The sequence below is a fragment of the Salinivibrio sp. AR647 genome, assembly GCF_001995415.1.
Classification (GTDB): Bacteria; Pseudomonadota; Gammaproteobacteria; order Enterobacterales; family Vibrionaceae; genus Salinivibrio; species Salinivibrio costicola.
Genome location: NZ_MUFE01000006.1, coordinates 52,019 through 72,461 on the forward strand (window position 1 = coordinate 52,019; position 20,443 = coordinate 72,461).

Consider the following 20,443-nt stretch of genomic DNA (forward strand, 5'->3'; position numbering starts at 1 on the left):
TCTTTTGATCTAGCGGAGTTGATCCTCTGATGCCGTTGGCAAGACGCGTTGCATCAGTCTTTGCAACACTCTGCCAATATCTTGCAATATCAGGTACAAGCAAGGCACAAGAATCAGTGTGAGCAAGGTTGCGAACATCACGGCAAAGCCTAACGCCACTGCCATGGGGATCACAAACCGTGCTTGTAAGCTAGTTTCAAACATGATCGGCAGTACCCCGGCAAAGGTGGTGATGGAGGTGAGAGTGATGGCACGAAAACGCGCGCAGCCGGCGTCAATCACCGCTTGTTTGACTGCAACGCCCGCTTGCCGAGCCCGGTTGATGTAATCGGTCATTACCAGTGAATCGTTGACCACCACACCTGCCGCGGCAATTAAGCCAAAGGTCGACATCAAGCTCAAATCGATATCAAACCAATAATGTCCCCAAATGGCGCCGGTGAGACTAAATGGGATCACCGACATAATAATCAATGGCTGGGTGTAACTTTTTAATGGTACGGCAAGCAATGCATAGACCACGATCATGCCAGCGATAAAAAACAGCAGTTGCTCACTTTGCTGAGCTTGTTGCTCCTCAATCGAGCCACTGAGCTCACTGGTGACTTCAGGATAATCGGCCAACACATCAGGTATTACCGATTGTCGAATCGTTTCAACCACTTGGTTGGGTTCTACTTGCTCTTCATCAATGGCGCCATAGACGTAGACAGTGCGAAATCCTGCTTCACGGCGAAGGCTACTGATCCCAGGCTGTAGCTCAAAGTTGACCACATCACCCAGCATCACTTGTTGCCCCGTTGGCGTCGTGATCACGGCATAGCGTAGCGATGAGAAGGTTTCTCGCGTGCGCTTTGGATACCGCACCATGACTTTGATTTCTTCACCGTCTCGGATCAATCGCTGTGCTTCACCGCCATAAAAGCTGCCCCCAACTTGCTGGGCAATGGTCTTCAGATCCAGCCCCAGATCATGGGCGACGGGAGTGAGCGAGATCAGAATTTCCTGGCTGCCAGAATCCATCGAAGAGGATATATCGAAAAGCCCTGGTTGCTGATTAAGGCGTGACATCAGCGCCCGCCCAGCGGCATTGAGGGTCTCAATATCGGGGCCGAATAACAGGTAACCAAATTCATCACCTTGTTCTCCGCCGTTGACATCGTCTTGAATGGTGAGCTTTTTCACCCCCGGAATATCAGGCATGGCATCGCGCCAGCGCCGAGAGAGTTCAAAAGTGGTAAATGGACGAACGGCATCATCCACCAAGGGGATTACCAGCTGCCCAGCGGTTCGGCCCTCATTAAATACCAGGGTTTCTTTGATCATGGCTTGGCCGGTCTCCGCTTGAGTGTTGTTATCAACGTCGTAGACCATTCGCTCGATAGCTTTTAGGGCAGCGATGGTTTGTTCGCTCGATGCGTTGTTATTCATCTCTAAACGAATATTGGGGAAGTCATGTGGTACTTTCGGCGTCGGCACCATACGAACGTGGCTGGCCACCACCAAAGCAATACTGATTGCCAATAGGGCAATGAATACGGTAAGTACAGACCAACGCCAGTGTGTGGCCCGGGTGACTGTACGGCGATAAGGGCCGTGAATGAATTGCTGAAAACGGCGGTTAAAGCGTTGGCGTAAGCTATTTGGTTTAGGGGTAGAAAAGTGGGTATGAGCAAGGTGTGCTGGAAGGATGAGTTTGGATTCAATCAAACTAAATACCAGACACAAGATGACAATGGCGGCGATACCAAAGAAGAAGGCACGCTCTGGTCCACTAGACATCAAAAAAGGGGCAAACACTGCAATGGTCGTTAATACCCCAAAGGTAGCGGGCGTTGCAACCCGTTGAGCACCGGCAACCACGTTATTCACACCACCGCCCTTATGCTCGACTTCGGTATAAACGCTTTCGCCTATCACAATGGCATCATCAACGACGATCCCCAAAACCATAATAAAGGCAAATAACGACACAATATTAATACTGACCCCTATCACTGGCATCAGCATAACCGCGCCAAGAAAACAAACGGGCAGTCCCACGAGCACCCACATTGCTAGCTTGAAGCGTAAAAAGAGGGTCAGTAACAACGCGACGAGCACCGCCCCTTGCAGCAAGTTTTTGAGCATCATGTCCAAGCGCGCGTTTAAGTAGTGGGTCATATCAACCACGGACTTTAGCGCCAAGCCGGCTGGAAGCGTGTTGTTTTTCGTCTCGATGTAATCTTTGACTGCGGAGGCGACGGTAACCATGTTTTGCGACGCTGTCGCGTTCACCGAGAGAAAGATGGCATTTTGCCCAGAGTATTTAAAATAGCGCTCACCTTCGGTAAAGCCATCTTTAATGGTCGCGATATCTTGCAGTCGTAGCCGGCTACCATTTGGACCAATTTTAATCGGGATCTGTCGAAATTCGTCGCCGCGATAGCGTTGGTTTTCCACGCGAATGGCGATCATACCGCTATCGGTGCGCACTTCACCGGCTGAGAAGTTGGCTGAATAGCGGGCTATGGCATCACTGACTTGACCCAGAGTGAGGTCGTATTTTCTTAATTGTTGCGGTGCAACTTCAATGGCGATTTCGTAGTTAGGGGCACTGAGCTCGACTAATGTCACATCGTTAAGTTGAAGTAACTCGTCTTCGATGTTTTGTGCGACGGGTTTTAGCTCGGTCAGTGGCTTGTCGCCCACCACCGCCATGCGTATCACTGTCTGTCGAAACTCAACTTGCGACACATTGAGCGGCTCCATAGACGCGGGCAGATTAGAAATGGCATCGACTTTCTGATTCACCCGATCCAACACCACATTGAGGTCTTCGCCAACATCCACTTCGATTTCGACACGGCCAAAGCCTCGGCGTGCTGTCGATACCACAGACTCAATGCCGGTGACATCTTTAATGGCTTCTTCCACCTTTACGAGGATGCTCTCTTCAACCTCTTGTGGCGAGGCGCCTGGGTAGTCAGCAGTGATATGGATATAATTAATTTCGATGTTGGGGAACATCTGACGTTGAATAAAGAAGTAGCTCGCGATCCCCATGATCAATACAAAAATCATGATCAGATTCGCCGCGACAGGGTTATGTGCAAAATACGCAATGAGACCACGAGGTGGCGTAGGGGCTTCATTCATCGTCGTCGTTCTCCTGCGCAACCTGCGATGGCACGCGTACCGTCATTCCCGCTTCAGGAAACTCGGGGGGCGTTGTCACAATCTGGTCATTGGCACTTAGCCCTTGGTCCGCATAAAGGTATTGCCCTTCGGCACGGACAATATTCAAGGCGCGAGATGAAAGTTGGCCCTTGCCATCGACCACCCAAACTTGTCGATTATTTGCCAAGGCTTGGGGAAGTTTAAATACTGCGTCTAACGTGGTGCCGTTAAAGGCCACCTCAACATAACTGCCGAAGGGCAGAGTTGGTTTAGGCGAGCTGATACCGTAGGGGTCATCAAGACGCACAACCACACGCATCATCCGTGTACTTTGTTCCACAATCCCTAAATCACGCACCACGGTGCCTTCGCGATGAATCGGCGATGTGCCATTTCGTGTCAGCGAGGCCTGAATCCCTTCGAGTTGTTCGGGCAGAAATGCACTGTCAAACCCAGCCACAGGTACGTGGACTTCCGCCACTTCAACATTGTTGATCGTACCCACAGTCGTGCCTGCGCTAATATATTGACCCACACCGATATCGCGTGAGACCACTAGGGCATCATAGGGTGCAGTGACTTGACAGTTATCAAGATCGCGTTGAGCGCGTTTTAATGCCGCTTGGGCCGACTTCACCCGCGCCTTGGCCGTTAATAGTTGTGGTTTGCGTAAATAGAGATCGGTGACCTGTGTCGGAGGCAAGCTTTTTGCTTGGCGCTTTGCCACTGCGGCTTGCGCTTGTTCTTCAATGAGAGCGGCTTGCGCGCTGGCGAGATCGGCCTCTGCACTGAGCACCGCCGCCTGATAATTATCCGCCTCAATAGAGAAGAGCACGTCGCCACGTTTTACGATGCCACCGGCGACAAAATTCGGGTGCCAATCCATGACTTCTCCCGATACTTGCGCGGAGATTTGCGTGGTTTCCAGCGGCATTAATTCACCATGCCCCGTGATGACTACTTGATGTTGCGTAGGCGTGATGAACTGCGTATCGACGATCGGCGGAGGAGGAGCGGGATTATCGACCTGTGTCTCTGATTCCGTTGCCGCAATAGCAGTATAGCCAAGGTAGCCGAGCCCTAATACCACTAAGGGCAGAATCCAACGTAGTCCTTTCATTAATGATGAGTCCTTTCTGTGCGTCGCCATGTGTAGTGTGACAGCCGATTCGGGTTATATGTCTATTAACTAATTTATCATGTAACGTCAGTACTGTGATGACACGCTAACTGATCTTTTGAATTTCATCATTTTTTGTTGCACTCAACACGTTACGACTGAGTGTGTCCTCCCGATCGCCTCGTTTCGGTCATCCGGCATGTGTCTTTTGCTAAAACGCAAACCTGTTCTTTTTTTCCAATAGATAATTACATAGTTAGTTTTTATCTCACTTATTTTTACGTTTTTTACGTGATTTTTCTGATTTTGTTGGTAAAAAACAAGCGTTGAACATGTATGCAATCTTGTTAATTTCCACAATAAAAAAAGAAAGGGGTTTTTTTACGATTTTAACGTAGCGTTATAGGGGTTTATTGAATAAGAGAGGCTGTTTTATATGCCTATGGGAATAACGATGGGTACGCTTGTTTTAAGGTATCCTTGTGAGATATAAAATAAAAAAATATAATATTCAAATACTTATGTTTTTAGTGTTGCATTTTTATGTCAGATCTATGTCATAAAAATGCCTAAAATATGCTCGCCGTCATATTATTTGTATTAAAAATTAAGTCGTGATTGATATTTTTCTCTGCGTATTTAGTCTGGAGATGTGGTTACACGAAATGTGTAAACAGCGGGGTGAAAACATGACATGAATGTTTATGTTTTCGAATCGGTTTTGCACTCGATAAAACTTAATAACCCAACGGGGCAAGACCTCATCTTGCAGGCAGCAGGAGTATTTCATGGAAAAGATGTTTAGTGTATCGACATTGGCTGCAGCGGTCTTGAGTGCAGTCGTGGCGGCACCAGCAATGTCACAAGATACAACGTCCGACTATGCAGAAAATGTATCGCCTTTTTTTGCTGATTCAACAATTAACGGCAATCTCAATATCTGGACAAGAGCCAGAGATCGAGGAAATTATGATAAGAATGGAGAAAAGGAAACCAATCTAGATCACGGTTCTATATTTACCAATCTCGCCTTTAATTCTGGCTATGCCGCGGATGTTGTAGGTCTAGATCTGATGGCATTTGCCACCTTTGATATGTGGCAAAACGGCAGCCCTGATCATGAAATGAACTTCTGGGGCGTGAATAACCCATACGACAAAGTGCCAGATGACAGTCAATGCAGTGGGGCGTGGGAGGAAGACTGCACAGATAACGGTGTTTCTTTGGCGACGGCTGCAGCAAAATTTAAGTTTGGAGACACAGCCACCGCGAAGCTTGGTTACTTTCAGCCTTCCGTCCCAAGTACCATAGGTATTAACTGGTCGTTTGCGCCAGGCACGCATCTTGGGGGTGAATTAGGTCTTAATTTTGACAAGCTTAATGTGGGTCTTGTGGTGTCAGAGCGTTATAAAGCGCCTTGGTTTAAAGAAACCTATGAATTTCAAACGACCAATGGTTAAGATGCCGGCACAGCGTATTCGCTAGGTGCGCGTTATGAGCTCGATAACGGTATTTCACTCGATACGGCCTACGGCGCGTTAAGTGATGGTGATCGTTGGAATGCACACCTTAAAGTGAAAGGTACCACAGAGGGTGGCGTGTATTGGTCGCCGCAACTCTATGTGGTTGATGACGATGAACAATATGATAGCACGGCATTCCAGCTAGCTATGCTTACCAGTATGTCATCAGGTCAATACTCTTATCGTGCAGAGGCCACTTATACCGAAGCCGACTCTGGAGATCCTGCTGTTGTGCAAAATCTAGCGTATCGTCTGACAAGTCAATACGGTGGTTCGAACGGTACTTATGACATTTGGTGGAATAATCGTTCCGATTTTAACCATGACGAAGAATTAGCAGTATTTGGTTCATTGTCCCGTGATTTCTCTGATATCGGCGCGACTGGCTTTAGCGCAGGATTGAGCGGTGCTTATGGGTTTGGGTCATCGGCTCAAGGGTATGAGGATTTAACTGAGTACTCGTACAGCTTGTTTGCTGATTATGCGATTCAAGCCGGTGCCCTTAAAGACGCAAAAGTTAGCTTTTACTTCACGCAGTACTTCAATGATACGGATGTCGGTAACTGGGCACCTTACACCAATCTCTTCCAAGATGAAGATGACTTTAAGCTAACATTAGCGATTCCTTTTTCAATTAAATAACGTCTTTTTTAATACTGCCTTTTAGCTGAGCCCTGTGCTCAGCTTTTTTCATTGGCGCACAAAACCACCGCATAGGACATTCGATTTGGTGGCTGTTTGAACAGTTTGCTGCTTTTGTCTTCGCCTGATATCGATTTAGCAAAAAAAAGATTGATTTATATTGGCAAATCATTAAATTAAACCGCGTCTATGAGGTGCGCCCCGGTGGTGGAATTGGTAGACACAAGGGATTTAAAATCCCTCGACGTTCGCGTTGTGCCGGTTCAAGTCCGGCCCGGGGCACCATAGCACTCATAGCCTGTGACATCATCATGTCACATCCCTTCCAAGTTCCATTTCTGTTTTATCGAAGCACTCATTCATATTAAGCAACAAATCAGCTGTATTGCCATGATGTTGTTAGGCCATTAATTGTGCTTCTTATTCGCTTTTATCGTTCCTTATTACTCCATTTTCTCCCGTAAACTAGTTAAAAAGAAGCCTCATACGCTCATTAAGCGATATATTCTATTTTTTTATCATAATCGGCACCGCTGTCTAGATTGCTGACTAATATTGATATGTTGGTTAGTAGTGATAATAAAAAGGAACAGTGTATGCGTTGGCAAACTCTTTCAATCAGAAAGCGGATTTATATCGTTCTCTCCACCATTTTAGTGCTCAGCACGCTGATTGCGATGGTGCAACAAGCGATGTTATCAGCAAACAAACAGCTTGATGATTTAAAAAATATCATTCTGCCTAGTCAGTTACGTGGGTTGGCATTTGAGATCAGTAATGAACTGCAGCCAGCAATTACGGGCTCTAACTTTCTTGCTCACCATTCGGGGCTAATCGATTGGGTGGATAATGGCGGAGACTTATCTAATCTCGCGCCAATCCATCAGGCACTTTCCAACGCGAAAACGCGTCTTGGTGCAGATAATGCGTTTGCGACGATAGACACAGAGCAAGGCAAGTATATTTTTACCTATGATGGTGAGCATCGGAGCAGCTCGATGCAGACCTACCCTTATCGTGATTTCTACCCCAATTTTTTGAATAAAAATCAACCTTATGAGCTGAATATGAATCGCGATGTGAATAACAGCGAGTATGTGATTTTTATTAATTATCGGAGTGTCCCTGTCAACGCGGCTACCGGTCAGCCTTATGTGGTGGCGGGTGTCGGCTTTAATGTCAGCAGTTTGGTTAATCTTGTGCAGGGTTTTCGTATTGGAGATCAAGGGCGTGCGATGTTAGCCGCGCGCGACGGCAGCGTAGAGGTGGCACCAACGGACTCCGCACTGAATGCAGACAACGCCAATCGCTTTCAGCAAGCGGTGACGAAAGGAACCAATAAACCGGTTATTAGCGAAGTAACTATTGATGATAAAGCATTTTTTGTTGGATCTTACTGGCTAGCAGACTTAGATCGCTTTGTGGTGGTTGAAATCCCTAAAGCACAAATAACGGAACCCATCTTGAATCAGTTTATCCAGTCTTTGTTAGTAACCTTGGTGTTTATTGCCATTGCGTTGCTTGTCACGCACTGGGTGATCAGTAATTTGACCCAACCGATCAAGCAACTCTCAGCTGAAGTCGATGAAATTGCCAATAAACTCGATTTGGGTCATCAGATATCAGTAAAAGATCAGGCCGAAGTCGGACGTCTTGCCAATAAAATTAACGGTCTATTAGCGCGTATTCGTGACGCATTGCAGGCAGTGAACCATACCGTTGACGAGTCGCAATCCGCATTTGGGGTACTAAAACAGCAAGCCCACGAAGTGAATCAGGCAGGGATGGTGCAGCAACAATCGCTGCAAACTATCTCTGCGGCCAGCCAAGATATTACTGAAATTACCACTGAGGTGACGGATTCGGCAAATCACGCCGGCGAGCTGTCTCAGGCTGGGAATGCGGCGCTTAAAGAGGCCTTAAGTGGTATGCATACCAGTTTGCGGCATATTGAGCAACTGGGTGAAAACATGACCTCGAGCCAAACTAGCTTGGATGAGCTCAACCACCATATTGAGAATATTCTTCGAGTGCTTGAAGTAATTAGTGCCATTTCCGAACAAACCAATTTACTGGCACTTAACGCGGCGATAGAAGCCGCACGCGCGGGGGAGCATGGCCGCGGCTTTGCGGTGGTTGCTGATGAAGTGCGCTCGCTATCACAACGTACCGGTGAGTCGACCAGTGAGATCCAAGAAATCATCAATCAGCTTCGTGCCGCATCCGACAATGTAACCGGACAAATTAATCAGGTGAGCCAAGATAGTCAGAATAGTCTTGATACTCACCAAAAAGCGGTTGCGAATATGGACACCTTGGATAGCAACCTACAAACATTATTTGAGCACAATGCGCGGATCGCTGATGGTGCTAATCGACAAAGCAGCGCCGTGAATGAGATTAATCAAAGTATTGAAGAGTTAGCGCAGCAGGGAAGTCGCACCCAAGAGGTATTTGAACAAAGTGAACAAGCAGTGACCAGTTTTGATCAACGCATGAAGGAGTTAACCAAAAAAGTCAGTGCTTTTAATGGGTTGAGCAAGTAACTATACGAGGTGTCGCACACAAATGCTAACGCCTTTATTGCTTGTGTCTTTGCCGTGCTCCGGTAGGATAGCGCGAGGAGGGCGGCATGAATCTAACCCAAATTGATGCGTTTTGTGCAGTGGCAGACACCGGATCAGTGTCTGAAGCAGCACGTCAGCTGGATGTGAATCGTTCACGATTGAGTATGGCGATTAAAGCGCTAGAACAATCACTTAACGCCGAATTGTTTTATCGCACCGGTAACCGTCTAACCCTGTCGGAAATCGGCAAAGCTGTGTACAAAGATTTCGAGAGTATATCGGTCACGGCGGCACGTATTCGTCGTACGTGCGAGCAAGCGAATGCGGGCTTTAATGCCGAAGTGTGGATTGCGCGTGATGATGCCATTCCCGATCAACTTTGGCAGGATTGGGCCCATCAGCTTAACAAGCGCTTTACCGCGACCTCCTTTAACCTTGTGCTGGCCTCGAGCGGTGATTTGGCCAACTTGGTTGAAACCCAACAAGTCGACTTTGCGTTTGGGGTCGATTACGAGCGTATTGACGACCCACGTATCAACTACCAACCGCTGGGTAAAATTCGCATGATGTCTGTATGTAACAGTGAGCATCCGTTGAGTCGACTACGTCGGGTCAGTGATGATCAACTACGTAACGCCATGCAAGCGGTAATGGTCTACCTCAATGAAAAAGACAATCCCGAGCTTCAACCCTTCTCACGCCGCTATATTGGCTTTTCTAGCTTTGAATATATGCTCAATACCATTTTGCAAGAAGAGGCATGGGGCGTGCTACCTGAGCCGCTGATCCGCAAACACCTCCGCGAGCAGCGCTTGGCTGTGATCAAGCATACTTACGGCCTCACGCAAGAAGACTATTGCCTGTTTACGGCGTCTGGTATGGCCGAACACCCTGGGATCCAATGGCTGAACGATAGCATTACTAACTATTTGTTTGATTTCTAGATCTTGTTTAATTTCTAAATCGTCTATTAAAAGTGATTTATATCATTGTCTTAGGCTGCTTTTTCGGGCCTTTTTAACTGACTTAAAGAAGTTTAAGATTTTCTGAGCGCACACATAGCGCTAGAATGCTTGCACTTGATTTCATCAACCCGGCTGATTGTCATCGAGCCTACTTATTTTCATCTAGCCCACTTATTGTCATCGAGCCTAATTATGACTGCCTATCTTCGTTATCTGCCTTTTTCTCTCGCGGTCCTCGCGTGCTTAACCCCCTGGGTCACTTCGCCCATCGCTTTAGTACTCGGTTTTTTACTTACGTCTTTGGGCGGGGTACCCAGCGGATTACCGCTCACTAAGATCACTAAAAAGCTCCTCGCGTACTCTATCGTTGGACTGGGGTTTGGTATTCCTTTGCAAGAGGCGTTGGCGGTTACCGGCGACGGGATAGGGCTGATTATTGCCACCATTACGGGCACTCTGGTGTTTGGCACGATACTGGCCAAGCTGATCGGGTTGGATCGAAAAACGGGTCATTTAATTGCCTCGGGAACAGCTATTTGTGGCGGCAGTGCCATCGCGGCCGTCTCGCCCGCCATCAATGCCGATGATGAACAAATTGGCCTCGCGCTGGGCACCGTGTTTGTACTGAACTCGCTAGCGCTGTTTGTATTTCCGATGATTGGGCATGCGTTAGGGCTTGATCAGCATACCTTTGGGACTTGGGCGGCGATCGCGATTCACGATACATCATCGGTGGTGGGGGCGGCGTCTGCCTATGGTGAGCAAGCATTAACCACCGCCACGACACTCAAGCTTGCACGTGCATTATGGATTGTGCCTGTCGCCTTTGTCAGTGCACTGATGTTTCGTAGTCACGCCAAAAAAATCACTATTCCATTTTTTATTGTCTTTTATTGCTTAGCTATCGGCATCAGTGATGTGTTTGTGCAAGCACAACCGATTTACGATGTGATTTTCGCGGTGGCTAAGCAAGTGTTGGTGGTGTGCTTGTTCTTGATAGGCTGCAGTATCTCTATCGCCCAGCTACGTGCCGCAGGCCCCAAGCCCCTGTTTTTTGGCATTGCGCTATGGGTGATTATCTCTTGCTCGTCGCTTGCTTGGCTGCTCTTTGCTGCTTAGTTGTCCGGTTTTGCTTCAGGATCACTCGTGCGGTGTGTCCTGAGGCAAACGGAGTACCGCGACCAATAAAAAAGCACTGAGTGCCGCAGCAAACTGCCACCATCCCGTGCTGGTCACTGCGAGAAAAAGCTGCAAGGTAATGGCAGCAAGCAAAATACCTTTCCTCATCTTCTTAGTCCATAAAGAATATAAATGTGCGTTTAGTATGCGCAATAGTTATATAAGAGCAAAATGCGATTTTGCGCTATCTCATAACTAAAATGTGTTTAGGACACTGAGTGTCAAAAATACTGACAGTTGATTTTTTTTATAAATTATTGAAATTAAATGCCTTTCATTTTCCACTTAACGGGGTGATGAAAACGCCAGCAAGTTCGCATTTGTAAAGCGGCGCAGTAGCACCAAGAATGTGTGCGTGTTTTCTACTTTTGGTGTTTTATGTCTCCTCAAAACGTGATCAATGAAAAGTCAGTCTTAGTGTTTTCGGCCCTTCTCGCATTGGGGTTTGCCATCACCGGCCTGGCCGTAGGGTGGTTTGCTGGCTCTTTAGTGATTATGTTCGACGGTATCTACTCGTTGATTAGCCTAGTGTTAACTTTGTTGTCACTGGGCGCGTCATGGTATATACACTCGCGCTATGCAAGGCCGATCACACGTGCGCTGCTCACTCCGCTTGTTGTCGCCATTAAAGGTGCCGTGATTATGCTGTTGGTGAGTTATTCCCTTTACGAAGCGGTATCATCCTTGGTCGAGGGCGGACGTGCGGTTAATCCGTCATTGGCGGTGTTATTTGGTATCGTCAACGTGGTGGGTTGCGGTTACGGATGGTGGATGATTGCGCGTAAAAATCAAGCAGGGCAAAGCCAGTTGGTGGAGGCGGAATCGCGCCAGTGGCAAATGGACACCTTATTAAGTCTCGCAGTCACCTTAGGCTTTTTAGGTGCTTGGTTAGTGGCGCATTCACCTTGGTCGGATTATGCGGTTTATGCGGACCCTATGATGATGGTATTGATGTCGTTCTACTTTATCAAAGTGCCGTTCATCATGGTGCGTAACGCGTTAAAAGAGCTCGCACCTGTCACGGTAAAGTGGTATCGCACCCGAACGATGACAGTTTAACTGCTGCGGTTTTATCGAAGGATTGTGATTGTCTCTACTGTTTGATTTAATCGTAGATGTATTAAATATCAAGGATGACAATATGTTACTGCCACCACCTCTTAAAAAAGGCGAGACAATGGGCTTTTTCTCGCCATCATCACCTGCCACCGTATTTGCTCCGCAAAGGTTTGAACGCGCGATGGGCTATGCCAAAGCACAAGGCTTTGACCTTAAGGCGGGGGCATTGACAGGGCAATCGGATCACTATCGCTCAGCCTCGATCAAGGCGCGTGCGGAAGAGCTCAACCAGTTGATCCGTGATCCGAATGTGCGCTGCATCATGTCCACGATTGGTGGAATGAACAGCAATGCTTTGCTTCCCTATATCGATTATGCCGCTTTGGTTGATGATCCTAAGATTATCGTGGGTTATTCGGACCTCACTGCTTTACTGCTCGGTATCTATGCCAAAACGGGATTAATCACCTTTTATGGACCAGCCTTAGTGGCGTCTTTAGGGGAGTTCCCGCCATTGGTCGATGAAACCTTTGACGCGTTTCGAGCCGTAACAACTGAGAATGTAACGCTGCCGATGACCTATAAGATGCCTGCCCAATGGACGGATGTCATGATTGATTGGGGTGAACAGACAGAGGCAAAACTGACCTATGAGAATGCATGGCAATTTATGGGTAAAGGTCAGGTAAATGGGCGCATTATCGGTGGCAACCTCAATACGCTGAGTGGGATCTGGGGAACGCCTTATATGCCAGCGATTGAAACAGGCGATATTCTGCTGATTGAGGACTCTTTGTTGGATATTGCCACGGTTGAGCGCTCACTCGCACACCTAAAACTGGCTGGGGTGTTTGATATGGTAGGCGCGGTGTTACTTGGTAAACACGAGCTGTTTGATGACAAAGGAACGGGACGTTCAACCTATAACGTTCTTGAAGAAATACTCGATGGGAAGCCGCTCGCTGTGGTTGATGGTTTTGACAGTTGCCATACGCATCCGATGTTAACCATACCTTTGGGGGCTCAAGCCTGTATTGATTTTGATGCCCAGACGGTCTCACTCACGCAACCTTGGTTGGCGGGTGAGCACGCTGGGCAATGAGCTTGGATCAGCTTGTGCACTACAACGCGAGTTTAGTGAGGTAGTGATGGCTTAACGTCAGTGAGCGTGCCAGCGGCTTGGGTAGGGTGTCGATTTCGAGGCTATCAAGCAGGTTTTTCACATGCAGCCCAAGTTCGGTATCACCACTGATACTGAGTTGACGCTGGAAAAACAGCGTATCCGGATCGCAATAGTGAGTCGCCATTTTCAAAAACGCTAACCAATCTCCCTCGATACTGGCGTCTTCCTCCCCAGACAAGCGCACCAATAATTGGTTGTCTTCGTTCAGCGACACGAACCAATTGGCGTTGAGATCGCGCAAACCAATGCGAATGGTACGGCCAGCAAGAAAGTCGAACTCTTCCTCCGCCAGCGGCACGGCAAAAGCGGTATTCATCAATTTAGTCAACACCTGGGCCTGTAGCCCTTGTGGTAACTGAGTGATCGCTTTTAGGCCTGGTGTAATCAGATTGGGCTGAGGCAGTGGCAGAGCAAGGGGTTGTTGTGTGATTGGGTTAACGAGCATTTGGCTTTCCTTTGGTGCCAATGGTTGAGTACCACTAGAGTAGCGAGGTTGGAGGCGCTGCCATTGGATCCGAGTCAAAAATGAGGAGGGTTTTTGTGGCAACAGCGTCATTTATCGCGATTTTTATCCTCATGGGGAAGTGAGCTTGATACATATCAACCCCCCACACTGGCAACGCCCTTATCTTAGCCGGACAATCATAAAATGGAATGCAATGTTATGGAGCTCCTTTGTCCGGCGGGCAATATTCCGGCGGTTAAAAAAGCGATCGAGCATGGCGCCGATGCGGTGTATGTCGGTTTAAAAGATGATACCAATGCGCGCCATTTTGCTGGGCTGAACTTCACCGACAGCAAATTGCAGCGTGCCAGTCAGTATGTGCATGACCACGGCAAAGACTTGCACGTTGCTATTAACACCTTTGCTCACCCCGATGGTTGGCGCCGCTGGCAATATGCGATTGATAGCGCCGCCGGAAATGGCGCTGATGCACTGATCCTTGCTGATATGGCCTGTTTAGATTACGCCGCCAACACCTATCCCGATTTGGATATACACCTTTCTGTTCAAGCATCCGCCACTAACGCTGGGGCGATCCGTTTCTATCAGCAGCAATATGGCGTTAAGCGAGTGGTATTGCCGCGGGTGCTGTCTATTCATCAGGTTAAACAACTGGCACGCGATACCGATGTCGATTTAGAGGTATTTGCCTTCGGCAGCCTGTGCATTATGGCTGAAGGGCGCTGTTATTTATCGTCTTATCTTACCGGCCAATCGCCCAATACCGTGGGCGCTTGCTCACCGGCAGCATTCGTGCGCTGGCAAGATACTGAGCATGGGTTGGAGTCGCGCTTAAACGGCGTCTTGATTGATCGGTACCAAGCCGATGAAAAAGCGGGATATCCCACCCTATGCAAAGGTCGTTTCTGTGTCGATGGCAACCGCTATCACGCACTGGAAGAGCCCACCAGTTTGAACACTTTAAGTGTCCTGCCTGAGCTTTATCGCGCCGGGATCAAATCGGTCAAAATCGAAGGTCGTCAGCGCAGCCCTGCGTATGTGGAGCAAGTTGCACGGGTATGGCGTCAAGCGATTGATCGCTGTGTCGCAAACCCTGATGCGTTTGATATTGCGCCGGATTGGGCGCACTCGCTCGATAGCCTTTCTGAAGGGGTGCAAACCAGTTTGGGTGCTTACCATCGCAAGTGGCAATAAGGAATTATGATGCAATTTTCTCTCGGGCCAATCCTGTATTACTGGCCCAAGGCTGAGGTTGAAGCCTTTTATCAAGCGGCGACAGACAGCCAAGCCGATGTGATTTATCTCGGCGAAACCGTCTGTGCTAAGCGGCGAGAGCTGAAAACCAAAGACTGGATCGGGCTCGCGCGTGAGCTGGCTGAGTCTGGTAAACAAGTGGTGCTCTCGACCATGGCGCTGATTGAAGCGCCCTCAGAGCTGACCATGCTAAAACGCTACTGTGATAATGATGATATTCGCATTGAAGCGAATGACGTGAGCGCGGTGCAATTTTTAAGCGAGCGTCGGCAGCCCTTTGTGGTGGGGGCGGCCATCAATTGCTATAACCCGCAAACATTAAAGCAATTTGTTGACCTTGGCATGACACGCTGGGTGATGCCGGTGGAGCTTTCGCGCGATTGGTTGGTGAATATGTTGAACGGCTGCGATGCACTGGGCATTCGCGATCAGTTTGAGGTGGAGGTGACTGGCTATGGTTACTTACCACTGGCTTATTCGGCACGCTGTTTTACCGCGCGCTCAGAAAACCGTGCCAAAGATGACTGCGAGCTGTGCTGCCTCAACTACCCCAATGGGCGGTTAACCGAGTCACAAGAGGGTCAAGCGGTATTTGTGCTGAACGGCATTCAAACCCAGTCCGGGCAATGCGCCAATCTCGTTAACGATTTACCGTCGATGCAAGGGCTGGTGGACGTGGTGCGGTTAAGCCCACTGTCGCTTGACACCTTGCACTGGATAGACAAATTCCGTGCTAACCAAGCAGGCACCCAGCCGCAACCGCTCAACCACGATTGCAATGGCTATTGGCACCATTTGGCGGGCATGGCACAAGTTTTAGATTAAACGCGATAACAAAAACAGCCTGCGTAATCGGGTAGAGAGGTGAAGGTATGTTGTATTTAGAGTTCTTGTTCTTACTGCTAATGCTGTATATCGGCTCCCGATACGGGGGCATTGGGCTGGGCGTGGTCTCGGGAATCGGCTTGGTCATAGAAGTGTTTATCTTCCAGATGCCGCCAACGTCACCGCCCGTAACCGTGATGCTGATTATTCTTGCGGTCGTCACCTGTGCCTCTATCTTGGAAGCGGCAGGTGGCCTTAAGTATATGCTGCAAGTGGCCGAGCGATTATTGCGTAAAAATCCAAAACGCGTCACTTTGATTGCGCCGTTTGTCACCTATGCCATGACCTTTATGCTTGGTACCGGTCACGCGGTGTATTCCATTATGCCGATTATCGGTGATGTCGCGCTGAAAAATGGTATTCGTCCGGAGCGCCCCATGGCCGCAGCGTCGGTTGCTTCTCAAATCGCGATTACGGCGTCACCTATCTCCGCTGCGGTGGTGTATTACCTTGCCCAGCTTGCCGATATTCAACATGACATTACGTTAGTCTCGATTTTGTTGGTCACCGTACCCGCCACCTTGTTTGGTACCTTGCTGATGTCTCTGTACAGCTTGCGCCGCGGCAAAGAGCTGGATGACGATCCGGATTACCAAGCGCGCTTACAAGACCCGAAATGGCGTGATCGTATCGAAAATACCACCGCGACCTCGTTAGATGAGGTATTACCCCGTTCCGCGCGCAATGCGGTGTTATTGTTCATTAGTGCCATCGTTACCATTGTGATTATCGCTATGTGGCCAGAAATTCGCACAGTGGCAGGGGAGAGTAAGGCCATCAGCATGTCAGTCGTCATTCAAATGATGATGCTCTGCTTTGGCGGCATCATCCTACTGGCGACACAAACCGATCCGCGCAATGTGCCCAATGGCGTGGTGTTTAAATCTGGGATGGTAGCGGCCATTGCCATTTTTGGGATTGCCTGGATGTCAGATACTTACTTCCAATACGCGATGCCGCAGTTTAAGTCTGGAATTGTGGATATGGTCACTCAGTATCCATGGTCTTTTGCTCTGGCCTTGTTTATCGTGTCAGTAGTTGTTAATTCACAAGCTGCCACCGCACGGATGATGTTGCCGGTAGGTCTTGGGTTAGGGCTCGACCCTGCACTGCTTATCGGTATTATGCCGGCGGTGTATGGGTACTTCTTTATCCCCAACTATCCTTCTGATATTGCGACCGTGAATTTCGATGCATCTGGCACCACCAAAATCGGTAAATGGTACTTCAACCATTCATTCATGGCGGTTGGTTTAATTGGTGTGGTGAGCGCCTGTGCGTTCGGTTACGTGTTGGGGCAGATTTTTATCGCCTAATACGCAAAAGGATACGAAGAACAAGGATGCAGGTGGGGCGTACCTCGGTTGAGGGCTTGGATGTAAATTTTGCCTGAATGTACAAATTGGTGACATGCATCATCAACATGCGCCGCATCTGTTTGCAACGCCTGGCCAAGTAGTCGGGCGTTTTAAGCCAAAGGAGCCAACATAATGATTGATAAACATACCGTGATGCGGGTTGCGCGGCCAACTGATAACTTAGCCGATATTACGAATATGTATTGTGAAGGATTAGGTTTTGAGTTGCTCGGGACCTTCTCTGGCCACAATGACTTTGATGGTGCCATTATCGGTCATCCGCATCACAATTATCACCTTGAGTTTACCCACCACCGCGGCACCCATGTTGGACCAGCCCCCTCACAAGAGAATTTATTGGTTTTTTATTTGCCGGATCACTCGGCATGGCAAGCGGCGTGCAAAAAAATCGAAGCGGCCGGATTTACACCGGTTTCGAGTTATAACAGTTATTGGGATAAAGACGGCTGCACCTTTGAAGATCTGGATGGTTATCGTGTGGTGCTTCAAAATCGCGAATGGGCATGGTGAATGTGAGTTAGCGCGTCTCTCATCAGCTCATAAGTTATTGGCTATTAACATTATTGGCATAACAGATTAGCGCTTTGTGTGATTGTCTATTAACGTTACTCATGTTTAGTTAGCAATAACTAATGATAGCGTCAGTGCGGCCTAGTCAGGTGTTTTAGCGTTCGCACTGATGGATAAAACATAAGGAGAAAGCAATGTCTCAGCAACGCTCAACGTCGGGCGGTCAATGCCCCGTGATGCATGGTGGCGCAACATCGGAAGAGATGGCACACAAAACCTGGTGGCCCAAWGCACTTAACCTCGACATTCTTCATCAGCACGACACAAAATCAACGCCGTTTGATAACGATTTTGATTACCCGTCAGCCCTAAAAACCCTCGATATTGACGCACTTAAAAATGACGTTAAGTCGCTACTTACCGACAGTCAGTCTTGGTGGCCTGCAGATTGGGGACATTACGGCGGATTGATGATCCGCATGGCATGGCACTCGGCAGGGAGCTATCGCATTGCTGACGGTCGCGGTGGCGGTGCAACAGGTAACCAGCGTTTTGCACCTTTGAACTCATGGCCGGATAACGCCAACCTCGATAAGGCCCGTCGCCTYCTATGGCCGATTAAGAAAAAATACGGCAACAAAATTAGTTGGGCAGATTTGATCTTGCTCGCGGGCACGCTGGCGTATGAATCGATGGGGCTAAAAACCTATGGGTTTGCGTTTGGGCGTGAAGACATTTGGCATCCAGAGAAGGATACTTATTGGGGCGCAGAAAAAGAATGGTTGGCCCCAAGTGATGCAGAGAACAGCCGTTACTCTGGCGCACGCGATCTCGAAAATCCACTTGCCGCAGTGATGATGGGGCTGATTTATGTTAACCCTGAAGGGGTAGATGGCAACCCAGATCCGCTCAAAACTGCCCATGATATGCGTGTCACGTTTGAGCGCATGGCGATGAACGATGAAGAAACCGTCGCGCTAACTGCCGGTGGCCATACCGTGGGTAAATGTCACGGCAATGGCGATGCGAGCGTATTAGGACCTGAGCCTGAAGCGGCCGACGTTGATGAGCAAGGCTTAGGCTGGAACAACCACCAAGCGCGTGGCATTGGTCGCGATACGGTCACCAGTGGCATTGAAGGGGCTTGGACTACCCATCCCACGCAATGGGATAACGGCTACTTTTATCTCCTGTTTAACTATGAGTGGGAATTGAAGAAAAGCCCTGCGGGTGCCTGGCAGTGGGAGCCTATCGAYATCAAAGAAGAAGATAAACCTGTTGATGTTGAAGACCCCTCGATTCGTCGTAACCCCATCATGACCGATGCCGATATGGCACTCAAAATGGACCCGGCCTATCGCAAAATCTCTGAACGCTTTTATCAAGACCCTGACTACCTGGCAGACGTCTTTGCCAAAGCCTGGTTTAAATTAACGCACCGTGATATGGGGCCCAAGTCACGTTACATCGGCCCAGATGTGCCGAGTGAGGATTTGATTTGGCAAGATCCCGTGCCTGCAGGACGTACCGATTATGACGTGGCAGCGGTAAAAGCAGATATTGCCAATAGTGACCTGACGTTGGCAGAGAAAGTGACCACCGCATGGGATAGCGCACGGACTTATCGCCAATCCGATAAGCGGGGTGGGGCGAACGGCGCGCGGATTCGCCTAGCACCGCAAAAAGACTGGCAGGGGAACGAGCCTGAGCGTCTGGCGAAGGTAGTCAACGTGCTGAGTAATATTGCTCAGAAACACCAGATTAGTCTCGCTGACACCATCGTGCTGGCAGGAAACCAAGGCATTGAAGAAGCAGCAAAAGCGGCTGGTGTGGTCGTCGACGTACCGTTTGCGCCGGGCCGTGGTGATGCCACGCTTGAGCACACTGATGTGGATTCATTTGAAGTACTAGAGCCGGTCGCAGATGGGTTCCGTAATTGGCTGAAAAAAGATTACAACGTTCAGCCCGAAGAGCTCTTGCTTGATCGCGCCCAATTGATGGGACTCACCGCACCTGAAATGACAGTACTACTGGGCGGTATGCGTGTGCTTGGCACCAACTATGGTAGTGCCCCGGAAGGCGTATTTACCGATCGGGTCGGTGAGCTGAGTCATGACTTTTTCGTCAACCTGACGGACATGGCGTATCAGTGGAAACCTGTCGGCCGTAACCGCTATGAGATCATTGAGCGTAATTCGGGGGCAGTGAAGTGGACGGCGAGCCGCGTCGACTTAGTGTTTGGCTCTAACGCCATTTTACGCGCCTATGCAGAGTTCTACGCGCAAGATGATAACCAAACCAAGTTTGTGCACGATTTTGTTGCAGCGTGGGTGAAGGTGATGAACGCTGATCGTTTTGATCTGGTCGCTAAGCAATGATTTAATCGTTACAAATTGTGATCACCAAGCCGCCTTTCATTGATAGGCGGCTTTTTATTTGTCTTAAATCAAGTCAGGGCTTGGTTGTTGTCGTGCTACAGGCAGGGTTTTAGTACAGTGAGCTGAGTAAATTCCATCCAATTCTTTTATCTTTACCATCTGGCGGAGTGAATT

13 protein-coding genes, 1 tRNA gene and 2 pseudogenes are annotated in these 20,443 nt (G+C 48.7%); 12 read left to right on the forward strand and 4 right to left on the reverse strand.

Going from position 1 to position 20,443, the window contains the following annotated elements:
* Positions 1 to 9 precede the first annotated feature (9 nt).
* Both BZG76_RS08955 and BZG76_RS08960 read right to left on the reverse strand, forming a co-directional pair.
* Positions 10 to 3,138 (reverse strand): efflux RND transporter permease subunit, encoded by a 3,129-nt coding sequence (locus tag BZG76_RS08955; RefSeq protein ID WP_077461050.1) that lies wholly within the window; start codon positions 3,136 to 3,138, stop codon positions 10 to 12.
* Positions 3,131 to 4,279 (reverse strand): efflux RND transporter periplasmic adaptor subunit, encoded by a 1,149-nt coding sequence (locus tag BZG76_RS08960; protein ID WP_077461052.1) that lies wholly within the window; start codon positions 4,277 to 4,279, stop codon positions 3,131 to 3,133. The genes BZG76_RS08955 and BZG76_RS08960 overlap by 8 nt, the downstream gene beginning before the upstream one ends.
* A 788-nt stretch (positions 4,280 to 5,067) precedes the next feature.
* Between BZG76_RS08960 and BZG76_RS08965 the strand changes: the two are divergent.
* The 5 genes and pseudogenes from BZG76_RS08965 to BZG76_RS08985 all read left to right on the forward strand — a co-directional run bounded on the left by BZG76_RS08965 (position 5,068) and on the right by BZG76_RS08985 (position 11,095).
* A pseudogene (locus BZG76_RS08965) lies at positions 5,068 to 6,444 on the forward strand (multidrug transporter).
* A gap of 198 nt (positions 6,445 to 6,642) precedes the next feature.
* Positions 6,643 to 6,729 (forward strand) — tRNA-Leu (locus BZG76_RS08970).
* A gap of 311 nt (positions 6,730 to 7,040) precedes the next feature.
* Entirely contained in the window at positions 7,041 to 8,990 is a 1,950-nt protein-coding gene (locus BZG76_RS08975; protein WP_198532326.1) for a methyl-accepting chemotaxis protein, read from the forward strand.
* 86 nt (positions 8,991 to 9,076) lie between these two features.
* Complete coding sequence (locus BZG76_RS08980; protein WP_021023944.1) at positions 9,077 to 9,955, forward strand: LysR family transcriptional regulator; 879 nt, start codon at positions 9,077 to 9,079, stop codon at positions 9,953 to 9,955.
* Positions 9,956 to 10,168: 213 nt separating this feature from the next.
* Positions 10,169 to 11,095: a YeiH family protein gene (locus BZG76_RS08985; RefSeq protein WP_077461055.1), complete on the forward strand. Its 927-nt coding sequence runs from the start codon at positions 10,169 to 10,171 to the stop codon at positions 11,093 to 11,095.
* A 21-nt stretch (positions 11,096 to 11,116) separates the two neighbouring features.
* On the opposite strand, the gene BZG76_RS15365 is transcribed toward BZG76_RS08985, so the two are convergent.
* Positions 11,117 to 11,263, reverse strand: coding sequence for a hypothetical protein (locus tag BZG76_RS15365; protein WP_021023946.1), 147 nt, complete (start codon positions 11,261 to 11,263; stop codon positions 11,117 to 11,119).
* 270 nt (positions 11,264 to 11,533) lie between these two features.
* Between BZG76_RS15365 and BZG76_RS08990 the strand changes: the two are divergent.
* Together BZG76_RS08990 and BZG76_RS08995 are read left to right on the forward strand one after the other, a co-directional pair.
* A pseudogene (locus BZG76_RS08990) lies at positions 11,534 to 12,166 on the forward strand (cation transporter); the annotation flags it as partial.
* A 130-nt stretch (positions 12,167 to 12,296) separates the two neighbouring features.
* Positions 12,297 to 13,316 carry a S66 family peptidase gene (locus BZG76_RS08995; RefSeq protein WP_077461057.1) on the forward strand — a complete coding sequence of 340 codons (1,020 nt, stop codon included), beginning with the start codon at positions 12,297 to 12,299 and terminating at the stop codon, positions 13,314 to 13,316.
* Positions 13,317 to 13,335: 19 nt separating this feature from the next.
* Here the strand turns inward: BZG76_RS08995 and ubiT are convergent, their stop codons facing one another.
* Positions 13,336 to 13,842 (reverse strand): ubiquinone anaerobic biosynthesis accessory factor UbiT, encoded by a 507-nt coding sequence (gene ubiT / locus BZG76_RS09000; RefSeq protein WP_158009969.1) that lies wholly within the window; start codon positions 13,840 to 13,842, stop codon positions 13,336 to 13,338.
* A gap of 219 nt (positions 13,843 to 14,061) precedes the next feature.
* Between ubiT and ubiU the strand changes: the two genes are divergently transcribed.
* From ubiU to katG, 5 genes are all read left to right on the forward strand, one after another.
* A complete protein-coding gene (gene ubiU / locus BZG76_RS09005; protein ID WP_069362581.1) occupies positions 14,062 to 15,057 on the forward strand; it encodes a ubiquinone anaerobic biosynthesis protein UbiU in 996 nt (331 codons plus the stop codon).
* A gap of 9 nt (positions 15,058 to 15,066) precedes the next feature.
* Complete coding sequence (locus BZG76_RS09010; protein WP_077461059.1) at positions 15,067 to 15,942, forward strand: U32 family peptidase; 876 nt, start codon at positions 15,067 to 15,069, stop codon at positions 15,940 to 15,942.
* Between the two features lie 47 nt (positions 15,943 to 15,989).
* A complete protein-coding gene (locus BZG76_RS09015) occupies positions 15,990 to 17,318 on the forward strand; it encodes an anaerobic C4-dicarboxylate transporter (RefSeq protein ID WP_077461060.1) in 1,329 nt (442 codons plus the stop codon).
* 174 nt (positions 17,319 to 17,492) lie between these two features.
* Complete coding sequence (locus BZG76_RS09020) at positions 17,493 to 17,891, forward strand: VOC family protein (RefSeq protein ID WP_021023952.1); 399 nt, start codon at positions 17,493 to 17,495, stop codon at positions 17,889 to 17,891.
* Positions 17,892 to 18,085: 194 nt separating this feature from the next.
* A complete protein-coding gene (katG, locus tag BZG76_RS09025) occupies positions 18,086 to 20,269 on the forward strand; it encodes a catalase/peroxidase HPI (protein WP_077461061.1) in 2,184 nt (727 codons plus the stop codon).
* Positions 20,270 to 20,443 lie beyond the last annotated feature (174 nt).

Bases quoted from the DNA above. Each gene is read 5' to 3' on its own strand.
- BZG76_RS09010 (WP_077461059.1), top strand. From the start codon at position 15,067: ATGCAATTTTCTCTCGGGCCAATCCTGTATTACTGGCCCAAGGCTGAG.
- BZG76_RS08975 (WP_198532326.1), top strand. From the start codon at position 7,041: ATGCGTTGGCAAACTCTTTCAATCAGAAAGCGGATTTATATCGTTCTC.
- BZG76_RS09020 (WP_021023952.1), top strand. From the start codon at position 17,493: ATGATTGATAAACATACCGTGATGCGGGTTGCGCGGCCAACTGATAAC.
- BZG76_RS08995 (WP_077461057.1), top strand. From the start codon at position 12,297: ATGTTACTGCCACCACCTCTTAAAAAAGGCGAGACAATGGGCTTTTTC.
- BZG76_RS09015 (WP_077461060.1), top strand. From the start codon at position 15,990: ATGTTGTATTTAGAGTTCTTGTTCTTACTGCTAATGCTGTATATCGGC.
- ubiT (WP_158009969.1), bottom strand. From the start codon at position 13,842: ATGCTCGTTAACCCAATCACACAACAACCCCTTGCTCTGCCACTGCCT.
- BZG76_RS08985 (WP_077461055.1), top strand. From the start codon at position 10,169: ATGACTGCCTATCTTCGTTATCTGCCTTTTTCTCTCGCGGTCCTCGCG.
- BZG76_RS08955 (WP_077461050.1), bottom strand. From the start codon at position 3,138: ATGAATGAAGCCCCTACGCCACCTCGTGGTCTCATTGCGTATTTTGCA.
- BZG76_RS08960 (WP_077461052.1), bottom strand. From the start codon at position 4,279: ATGAAAGGACTACGTTGGATTCTGCCCTTAGTGGTATTAGGGCTCGGC.
- BZG76_RS15365 (WP_021023946.1), bottom strand. From the start codon at position 11,263: ATGAGGAAAGGTATTTTGCTTGCTGCCATTACCTTGCAGCTTTTTCTC.
- BZG76_RS08980 (WP_021023944.1), top strand. From the start codon at position 9,077: ATGAATCTAACCCAAATTGATGCGTTTTGTGCAGTGGCAGACACCGGA.
- ubiU (WP_069362581.1), top strand. From the start codon at position 14,062: ATGGAGCTCCTTTGTCCGGCGGGCAATATTCCGGCGGTTAAAAAAGCG.